The following is a 9,080-nucleotide window of genomic DNA, read 5'->3' on the forward strand; positions in this document are numbered from 1 at the left end:
TATACCAGACGATCCTGGTACAAGAAACAAGGTTCTACTCAGTCAAAACGGCCAGTACGTCGTCCTCGCGCAAGATGATGTATTCCTTGTTGTCAATCTTGACTTCCGTGCCCGAGTACTTGCCAATCAATATCCTGTCACCCTTCTTGAGCTCCACAGGAATGCGCTTTCCGTCTTCGGTCATTCTTCCGTGCCCGACCGCGATTACCTTTCCTTCCTGCGGTTTCTCCTTTGCAGTGTCAGGAATGATGATGCCTCCCTTCTTGGCCTCTTTTTCCTCGAGGCGCTCGACAAGGATTCTGTCCGCCAATGGCGCGACCTTCATGGTCCACACTCCTTTCTGAAGATTGAGTCATGAGATTCGAAGATGCTTGAGTGGCAGATCCGGCTGGCCATAAACCAGACAAACCTGCGTTGGATTAATAGACCCGACGAGACTACCGTGGTCAGACAGACCCCGTGAGCCTGCATTGGGCCCGATTGTTCGGCAAAACCTGCCCATCACCTCCCCGTAACTGAAAACTTCTAAATCAAGCTCAGTCGTATCAGAGGCGAGCCTGCCGTATAACGCAACTTGCAGGCCACCACTTCGAGATCGATCGCCGGGACATTATATCACTTCTCGAGGTCTGAATGTTCGGGGGAAATTTGGCCCGGCAATACCCGTGACCGGGGTGCGCGAATCAGCCAGGACGGCGAATCCGACAAGACGAACGGAATGGACGGGTTCGACGCCCCGAATCGTGTAACCCGGACTTAGCTCAACCTGATGACGTTCGCGTCCCAGGTCAGGTGCCTGTCTCCGTGCGTGAATATGATCACTTGCGTGTCTCGTTCGCCAGCCAAATCGGCCAGCAACGCCCTCGCTCTTTCGAGCCTCTCGTCGTCGAAATTGACGAACGGATCATCAAGAATGAGCGGGAGGCCCTTCTCGCCGGAAAGCTCTTCGATCATTGCGATTCTCATCGAAAAATAGAGTTGGTCGTGCGCACCAGTGCTTATTTGCTCGGGGGCGATCTCCTTCTCGGCAGAAGTCTCGAGCAAAGGCTCCAACTCCGGAGAAAGTCTCACGGCTTTGTAGCGCTCTTGCGTTAGCGTTTTGAAGACTTTGGAGATTCGGCCGGCGATCCTTTCAATCGATTCGGCTTGATACTGCGCCACGCACTCCTCGAGGATTTGCACCGCGAGCCTGAGGGCGTCTCGCCTCAGGGTGAGTCGGGCGAGGCTCTCTCGGAGCCTCTCTATCTCGTCCTGATAGACCTCGGGTGGACTCACTGGTGATGCAGAGACGCGCGCATGTTCAATCCGCGTCTCCGTCAGCTTTCCCTCCAATTCTGCCAATTCTTTCTCGGTGCTTTCGATTTCCGCCTTAGCGCGCGCCGCCATCACTGCGGCCTTCTCAGAATCATCTTTGAGAGGAAAAAGCTCTTCGTGCTCTTTGAGAAATTGCTCGAGTTTCGCCTCCCCGACCGCCGCATCGCTCAGGGCGGCGGAGTAGCCATCGCCCCCTGTCCGTTCCCTTGCCCCTGCCTCCACCTCGGCTTCCGCCTTTCGCTCGAGCAATTGCCTCTCGAAATCCTCGACGGTCTTCTTGGCCTCTCTGAATCTTGCGTATTGCCCCGCAAGCTCCAGCATTCTGAGCGTCCCCACGCGAGCACGAGTTTCTTCGTCAGGAAATGAGCGGCACACTTCTTCCCTGAGACGAGCTTCCTCTTCTCTGAGGCTCGACAGTCTCTTCCCGGATGCCTCCAGGGACGCTGCGTCCGGCAATTTCCGCCGTCTTGACCGAGAGAGGAGGTAGAGCCCGATATACACTGCAATCGCAACCGCAGCACCCACGCCAATCGTGAGACCCAACTTCCCGTTCAGGACCCCGACGACCAGGGACACGATAAGAATGCCAAGAGAAACTGCGGCGATGGCCCAACCGGGAATCGGTCGAGGCGCGACTCTGGACTGTGCCTCTTTATCCGACAGCTCCCTTTCCGCCAGGCCGACTTCTCCCTCGACGGAGACCGCCCTGGACAGCGTTGAGGAAATGTCGGTCTCGAGTCTCGCGAACGAGGGGTATTCTTTACAAAGTTTCTCCCTCGCCCCCTCGCAGGTCTTCTTTACCTTTTCGTAGTCTTCTTTCGCGGATTGTTCGCTCCTGAGTAGCTTCCGCTTCTCTTTGAGTATGTTTTGGAGCTCGACGAGTCTCCCTATCTTGCTCAGAAACTCTCTCTTCTGAACGCACTTCTCCCTCAGGCCCTTTATCCTCGTCTGAAGCTCCCCGGCCTCTCCTGCCAGGTTTATGTTCCTGGAAAAGAATCCCTCCGCCGTCTCCAGGTCCGCTTGCGCTTTGTTCAACTTGTCCTGGACTTCCTCGATGGCCCTCATCTTTCTGCGGGCTACCCTACCCCAGGGATTCTCGGTAGTAAGCTCGTCGAACCTCGCCTTCAGGAGTTCGATCGCGCCATTATAGTCGGTGGAGCCCGCTCCCGATATGAGTCCCCTGAGCCCGGGAGTGAATTCCGTCTCGAGATGCAGTTGTCGGACGATGGAGGTCTGCCTTGCGAGAGCTCCGTCCGAGAATCCGAAGAGTTGCCGGAGAAGCTCCAGATACGCTCTTTTCTCGTCGCTCCTGTCACTCCTGGAGCGCGGGCTTGCGTCGCCGGAGAACAGCTCCTTCGAGTTTCCGTTCTCGGTTCTCGTCACGGTCACCTTGTTCGAGGAGAAGTCCCTGAGGAATCTCACCGTGCCCCCAACCACTCCAAACTCCACCAGGCCCGTGAATCCTCTGGAGGGAGACCAGGATTGGAAACTCTGCTCCGTGTCCTTTCTCTCGACGCCAAAGACTGTCGCATAGATGGCCTCCACGAGCGTGGACTTGCCGGACTCGTTGCCTCCATAGACAATGTTCAGGCCTCTCTCCGAGAAGCGTATTGAACGCGGAGACGCGAAGGGGCCGAATCCTTCTATTTCAATTCTCAAGATTCTCATTGGCGACGAATTTTCCCTCGGCGTGTGGCGTTGGAACAAGCTCACTTCTTTGGAGCGTGCTTCACTATCCCCTTTTCTGCGAACGCGCTCAGTCCTTCCTTCAACGCGAGTTCATAAGTCGCGGGCTCCGGCGTGGCAGCGATTGCTTCTTTGAGCTTCCGCACGAACATCCCTCGGATTGTCCTCTCACCCAGAATCTCCTCGACGGGAAGTGAAGAGAGCAGGCTGGTGGCGTCATCGATTTCAATGTAGAAAAACTTGCCCGCCAGCGCCCCCGTCAGAAAATCCGATCGTACTACGAAGTCCGGACGTCCCGTCACTGTCAGCTTGAGGAGCAGATTTTCATTCCCCAGTGACTCCAACTTCTCGAGCAGCTCCTCCTCGTCCGAGACCGGCTCAAGATCAAGAGAGAACACTTTCTCCTCCAAGACACGTTTGTTGAACGGGTGCTTCTCCACTCTAACCCGGCCGTCTTCGAAACTTGCCACCACCAGGTAGCGAGGCCCGTTCTCCCCAAACGCTTTCCCTTCGAGTGTGCCGGGGTAGACCACCTTGGTCTCCGCGCGCCCCCCGCCCTGCGGAGACTCGGAGAAACCATGATAGTGCCCGAGGGCGACGTAGTGCATGCCGCTCGAAAGGAGGTCCTCGAGAGCCACTGGAAGGTCCTTGCGCCTCATGTCCCACTCTGGCGAGCCCTTGAGCGAGGCGTGGGCCACGAAAATCCTGTACCCGTCCTCGGGCAGACTTGCCTTCACGCCCGCCAGAAACTCCGCAACCGTTCTTTTCTCTCCAGGTTCGTGTGTGAGCCAGTAGAAGTAGAATTTCTCGCCGTTCAGCACGAGCTCAAGCGGTGCGGTAGAAAAGGGCTCTGCCAAAACGTGTACACCTGAGGGAAAAGATTCCTTCCTGTAAACGCTCTCGGGAAGCGCAATCGTGTCGTGCGTACCAGGAATGATGAGTGCGGGGATTGAAGCCGTCGACAGCCTACCCAGCTGGGCCCTCACGAATCCCCTCACCGTCTCGTCGGGCAGGGAACAATCAAAAAGGTCACCCGCTATTATCATGGCTTTGATCGCGTTCTCGGGCTTCAAGGCATAGTCAACCGCCCTCTGAAAGGCGGACTTGAAGTCCTCAGACCTGGCTCTGGCCTTTTCGGGGCTCAGAAATCCCGGAAGGTAGCCGATGTGGAGATCGGCAAGATGGAGAATTCTCACGGGCATAAAGTCGAAGACCCTCCCATTTGATTCTTCGAGAATAACTCCGGCATCGCGATGGAGACAACGGGAAAGCTGCGCGATGGGACCGTGTCCTTCAGGGGTATCGTGTGGATTCCTCCTTAGAGCGCAAACCTGAGGATTGCTCCTATTCGTCCCTCTGTTTCGAGCGCGGTCGAAACGCCCACGTGAACAACCTTCCCGTTTTGCCGGAGCGTCTCCCGAATCGCTTCCTCCACGACATCGGCCACGCTCCTGGTCTTTGCCTTGCAGAGAGGGCATTCTTGCTCATCTATTCCGACGAAGCGACTGTTGTCACAAACCACCCCGTCCGCCACGTAGCCCATCTCGAGAACGAGCGTGTGAACCTGGCTCCTCCGCAAAGCTCCGAGGGTCGCCCTCAAACCCAGCACTCCCAACCCACCCCCCTTTGCGCTCTCCACGAGCTTGCGCACAAGCTCCACGTCAGAGCGTTCCTCTATCTCCTTGTCCACTTGCATGGTGCGCTTGAGAGCTTCGTCGAGCGGAATCGAGGCATCCACGCTGATTTTCGCCACCACTCGCTCCTTGAGATAGCTGTGCAATAGCCGTTCGAATTCGGGCACGATCTCTGCCTGACCTCCTATGATGAGGCGGTCAAACTTCCTGTTCCGAAGAAACTCGTAGGTGACGTCTGCCACGTTTTTCAGGTGCCTGTGGACGTGGTCCTCTATGTGTCTCTCGATACGACGCTCTTCGTACCCGCCCCAACCCGAGGCCTTGACCTTGCCGGGGACTTCGTCGAATATCTGAGAATGGTCTTCGATCTCACCGAGACACACGGCGAACACGCGCGCCCGCTCTCTATCAACGAGAACCGTGCAGTAGCGTTTGTACTGATCCAACAGCATGGTGAAGGGCCTTATGTACGGATCTCTATCTACGATGAGCAGATTAGTGACGGGACCGGGAAGAGGATAGGCATTCCACAGGCCGGAGCCGGAAGAAGCAAAAATGGCGATTCCTTTTGCTCCTCTTCTGTCCAGTTCGGTCGTGACGTACTTGGAGAGTTTCTCAAAGTCATCCGCGAGCGAGAGCTTCGCTTCTCTTCCGAAGGAGCTCTTCTCGATCGCATGTTTTCTCTCCTTCATCATTCCCTTGAGAACAATCTCTGCGTCTTTCGTCGTGAACTTGAGCGAGCTCAAATCGAGATAGAGGCTTGTCGTTGGAAACTCCTTGCCCGCGCGCTTGAGCAGACTCCAGACTAGTTCATAGCTGATCATACGATGTACTCCTTAGTGACGTGGCGCATTACTGTTCAATAAGTATCGTCCAGAAGCTGAAGATTGCCGACCCTTACCCTCGTAAGCCCCTGGGCCAGAGCCGCGTTTCTTGCGCGTTCGGCGTGCCTGCGAGAAGTCGATGGAAGATCGGGAGTCAGAAAATGTGGGTTAAACGCCAACAAAGAATATGGAATGTCGGGATTGAGTTCGGCAATGAACCCTGCAATGGCCGCCACCTCTTCTTCGTCAACGTATCCCGGCACGAGCAACGTGCTCGCCACGAGGGGCGGAGGGTCGGGCCTCTGTTCGAAGAACGAAGACAGCGTTCGGAAATTGTGAAGAGTCGTCTTGTTGCTGACGCCACACAGGGCAATGTGGATCCGTTCATTTACGGCCTTGAGGTCGAACTTGACGCATCCTCCGGTCTTGAGCGAAATCTCCATCATCTTCTTGGCAAGAGAGGGGTGCATCCCGCCGTTTGTCTCCCAGCAAATGCGGAGCATGCGGGGCGTTGGGGAGCCGCTCGCCTCTTTCATGGCCAGCCTCGAAGCGTGTATGGCGTGCGGGAGTTGGGGCGTCGGGTCTCCTCCGAAAAAACAAATGCAAGACGTCCTGTGATCAACGCTGTTGGCGAGGTCTCTGGCCGAGTGAAGCTCGCCGCGGCGACTCTGGAGCCGAAAGTGCCAGTTTTGACAGAAGAGGCAGTCGAAGTTGCAGGCCTCATAGAAGACGGCGAGGTTCTTATATCCATACTCGGGACCAGGTGAGTACGAGTAGTCCGGATAGCCCGCTTCGGTTCCGCCGGGACACACCCAGCCGGCCACGCAGTTGGTCGGTAGCGAATCAAAATACCACGACACGCAGCCCAGGTTCATCCACTGCCTGACCTTGCCGTCCCTGTTTTCCCGCACTCCACAGTAGCCGAATGATCCTTTGGCCATCCGGCAATGGTTGGCGCAGAGGCGACACTCCGCGCCATCAGGGTGTCTCGGCGGCTCAGGTTCCAGACCGAAATCGCGCCTCTTGTGGTGAGCCTCGCGGATGTACTTCTCGCAATCCGGGAATCTCTTGAGGATGCATTTCCGGCAAACGCTTAGAACCTGAGCGACGAGCAGGGAATTTTCTCCGCAAACTTGACAGGTTGCCATGGCCGTCACCATCCTAGCACACGCCGCATTGTCAAGCAACCCGGAGAATCAGAAGGTGTGAAAAAATCAAGCTCCGCCAATCCTCCCGGCGTGGAGCGTGCAGAGACACCGAGTGGAAAAGACGGAGCTTTGATAACTAACTACGGCCTGCGTGGGGTGCTCTCCGATCCGGCGAGAGCACCTTTTAGACCGGCTATTTCGCCCCTTTACTATAGCACAATCGGGGCCAGTCTGCGAGAAGGAAAAAATGGCCGCGCCGGTAGTGCCTGGGGCCGAAGCGTGTTCGGCAAGCTCCGCTTCTCAAGCCCCTCTCGCCTTTTTCCTGAGTCTTGCCAGGAGCTCCCGCACCCCGAACGTGTTCAGCAAGTCCGCCTTTTCGAGCCAACCTCGCCTGGCCACTGCCAGGCCGAACTTGATGAACTCGAGATGTGCGATACTGTGAGAGTCCGTGCCTATCGCAAGCGTGACGCCCGACTCCTTTGCCTTTCTGCTCCCGATGTCCGAGAGGTCCAACCTGTCGTAATAGGCGTTGATCTCCAGCGCAGTCCGGGTATCCCTCGCGGCCTCCATGACTCTATCGAGGTCAAGCTCGTAACCCTCTCTTCTCGAAATGAGCCGGCCGGTCGGGTGCCCTATGATGTGGACGTGGGGGTTTTGCATCGCCGATACGATGCGCTCTGTGACTCTTTGCTTGAAGCCACTGTGAATCGAGGCCACGACAACGTCCAGCTTCTCCAAAATCTCGTCCGAGAAATCAAGCGAACCGTCCGCCTTGATATCAACCTCGATTCCGGCCAGGAGCCGAAAGCCCCTTCCCTTCAAACGTGAGTTCACCTTCTTTATCTCTGCAATCTGCTTCAGTAGCGTGGTCTCGTTGATGCCTCCGGCGTAGCTCGCGGACTTTGAATGATCGCAGATGGCGATGAAACCGTAGCCCATTGAGAGGGCCTTCTCGGCAATGGTCGCGATTGAATCCGAGCCGTCGCTGTAGACGGAGTGAACGTGAAGATCGCCCCGTATGTCCGAGCGTGTGACCAGCTCGGGCAATTTTCCCTCTGCGGCCGCCTCTATTTCGCCTCGATCTTCCCGGAGCTCGGGCGGCATCGCGGGCAGGCCGACGGCCTTGTAGACGTCCTCTTCATTTTTCCCGGCGATTCTCCTTTCGCCCCTGAACACTCCGTACTCGTTTATCTTGAGTCCCTTCCTCCTGGCGATTTCTCTGAGCTTTACGTTGTGGTCCTTGGAACCGGTGAAATATTGGAGCGCAGCGCCGTAAGAGGCCGGCGCAACCACCCGCAAATCAACCTGGACGCCGCCTTCGACTATTATGCTCCCCCTGGTCTCGCCGCGTGCGAGAACCCTCTCCGCACTGGGGAGTGAAGTAAACTCCTCTATGATCTTCTCTCCGTCAGTTCCCTCGCAGAGTATGTCTATGTCGCCGATTGTCTCTTTGAGTCTCCTGAGCGAGCCCGCAGTTGAGATTCTACTCACCTTGGTAGCCTTCTTGAGCTCTTCAATCACGTGTTCGGCCACCGGCAGAGCGATACCGAGCGACATTCTTTCGTGGCTCGCCTCGAAAAGCTGAATTCCCTTGGTCAGGTTTTCGACCTTCTTATCCCCCATGCGCGGAAGCTTCGCCAGGGAGCCGTCCGCAATCACTCTTTTGAGATCCAGAAGGTTCTTCACTTTGAGTTTCTTGTAAGCCAGCGAGAGGGTTTTGGGCCCGAGACCTTGTATGCCCAGGAGGTCTATGAGACTCGATGGCACGCTCTTTGTCACTTCCTCGAACTTCGCCATCTTTCCGGTGGAAAGGTACTCGCCTATCTTCTTCGCCATTCCTTCGCCGATACCGGGGATTTCTTCGAGCTTTCCCTCTTTCCAGATCGACTCGATGTTGTCCCTCAGATCCTGAATGACCCGACTGGCTTTCCTGTAGGCAAGCACCCTGAAGGGCAATTCGCCCTTGAACTCCAGAATGTCAGCTATGCGATCAAACATTTCGGCGATGGTGCGATTTTTCATGGTAGGTCAAGTAGGTTTGGAACGTGATTCCCCGCGAAACAAATGCTGAGGGCAGCCTAAGGCCAGGCTGCCCTCTCTGTCAAGGTCAAGCGGTGTATTCAATGGGCAGGTCAAGTTTTCTTCAGTTGCCTATGTGTACTTAGCGATCGTTCAGACTCAATTGTTCGCCAAGGTCGGCTTGTCTGCTTGTGCGGAGTCCTACTCAGGACTCGATCCGGCCATCGCAGCCGTATCCTGCTTGTCCGAATACAAAACCCTGAGCTTAGGCGCTCCCTGCGACCTGTCAGCGCAATACAACTAACTTCTGGACGCCACCTCTGGCACGCCCTCCTGCCAAGAAACGAGCAAAGTAGACCCCGGGTCTCACCTCCTTACCCTTCTCATCCCTACCGTCCCACAATACCTCTCCCTCTCCCCCTGGACACTCTATACGCCTCACTAACCTCCCGGAT

At 56.2% G+C, this 9,080-nt stretch carries 6 protein-coding genes; all 6 read right to left on the minus strand.

Annotated features, from left to right (window positions below; translation table 11 throughout):
- Window positions 1–34: 34 nt before the first annotated feature.
- Window positions 35–325, minus strand: coding sequence for a co-chaperone GroES (gene groES / locus NTX17_01460; protein ID MCX5800047.1), 291 nt, complete (start codon window positions 323–325; stop codon window positions 35–37).
- A 431-nt stretch (window positions 326–756) separates the two neighbouring features.
- Window positions 757–2,982 carry an AAA family ATPase gene (locus NTX17_01465; GenBank protein ID MCX5800048.1) on the minus strand — a complete coding sequence of 742 codons (2,226 nt, stop codon included), beginning with the start codon at window positions 2,980–2,982 and terminating at the stop codon, window positions 757–759.
- A 41-nt stretch (window positions 2,983–3,023) separates the two neighbouring features.
- Window positions 3,024–4,202 carry a DNA repair exonuclease gene (locus tag NTX17_01470; protein MCX5800049.1) on the minus strand — a complete coding sequence of 393 codons (1,179 nt, stop codon included), beginning with the start codon at window positions 4,200–4,202 and terminating at the stop codon, window positions 3,024–3,026.
- Window positions 4,203–4,318: 116 nt separating this feature from the next.
- Window positions 4,319–5,458: a hypothetical protein gene (locus NTX17_01475; protein MCX5800050.1), complete on the minus strand. Its 1,140-nt coding sequence runs from the start codon at window positions 5,456–5,458 to the stop codon at window positions 4,319–4,321.
- A gap of 35 nt (window positions 5,459–5,493) precedes the next feature.
- Window positions 5,494–6,606: a radical SAM protein gene (locus tag NTX17_01480; GenBank protein ID MCX5800051.1), complete on the minus strand. Its 1,113-nt coding sequence runs from the start codon at window positions 6,604–6,606 to the stop codon at window positions 5,494–5,496.
- Between the two features lie 300 nt (window positions 6,607–6,906).
- The gene (gene polX / locus NTX17_01485) at window positions 6,907–8,628 is read right to left on the minus strand and encodes a DNA polymerase/3'-5' exonuclease PolX (protein MCX5800052.1); all 1,722 of its coding nucleotides are present in this window, start codon (window positions 8,626–8,628) and stop codon (window positions 6,907–6,909) included.
- Window positions 8,629–9,080: the final 452 nt, after the last annotated feature.

Source organism: Candidatus Eisenbacteria bacterium, from assembly GCA_026388185.1.
GTDB lineage: Bacteria > Eisenbacteria > RBG-16-71-46 > JAFGJU01 > JAFGJU01 > JAPLKG01.

What these genes read in the sequence shown, in the direction of transcription:
- NTX17_01470 (MCX5800049.1), bottom strand. Translation starts at nt 4,202, where the DNA reads ATGCCCGTGAGAATTCTCCATCTTGCCGATCTCCACATCGGCTACCTT.
- NTX17_01465 (MCX5800048.1), bottom strand. Translation starts at nt 2,982, where the DNA reads ATGAGAATCTTGAGAATTGAAATAGAAGGATTCGGCCCCTTCGCGTCT.
- NTX17_01480 (MCX5800051.1), bottom strand. Translation starts at nt 6,606, where the DNA reads ATGGCAACCTGTCAAGTTTGCGGAGAAAATTCCCTGCTCGTCGCTCAG.
- polX (MCX5800052.1), bottom strand. Translation starts at nt 8,628, where the DNA reads ATGAAAAATCGCACCATCGCCGAAATGTTTGATCGCATAGCTGACATT.
- groES (MCX5800047.1), bottom strand. Translation starts at nt 325, where the DNA reads ATGAAGGTCGCGCCATTGGCGGACAGAATCCTTGTCGAGCGCCTCGAG.
- NTX17_01475 (MCX5800050.1), bottom strand. Translation starts at nt 5,458, where the DNA reads ATGATCAGCTATGAACTAGTCTGGAGTCTGCTCAAGCGCGCGGGCAAG.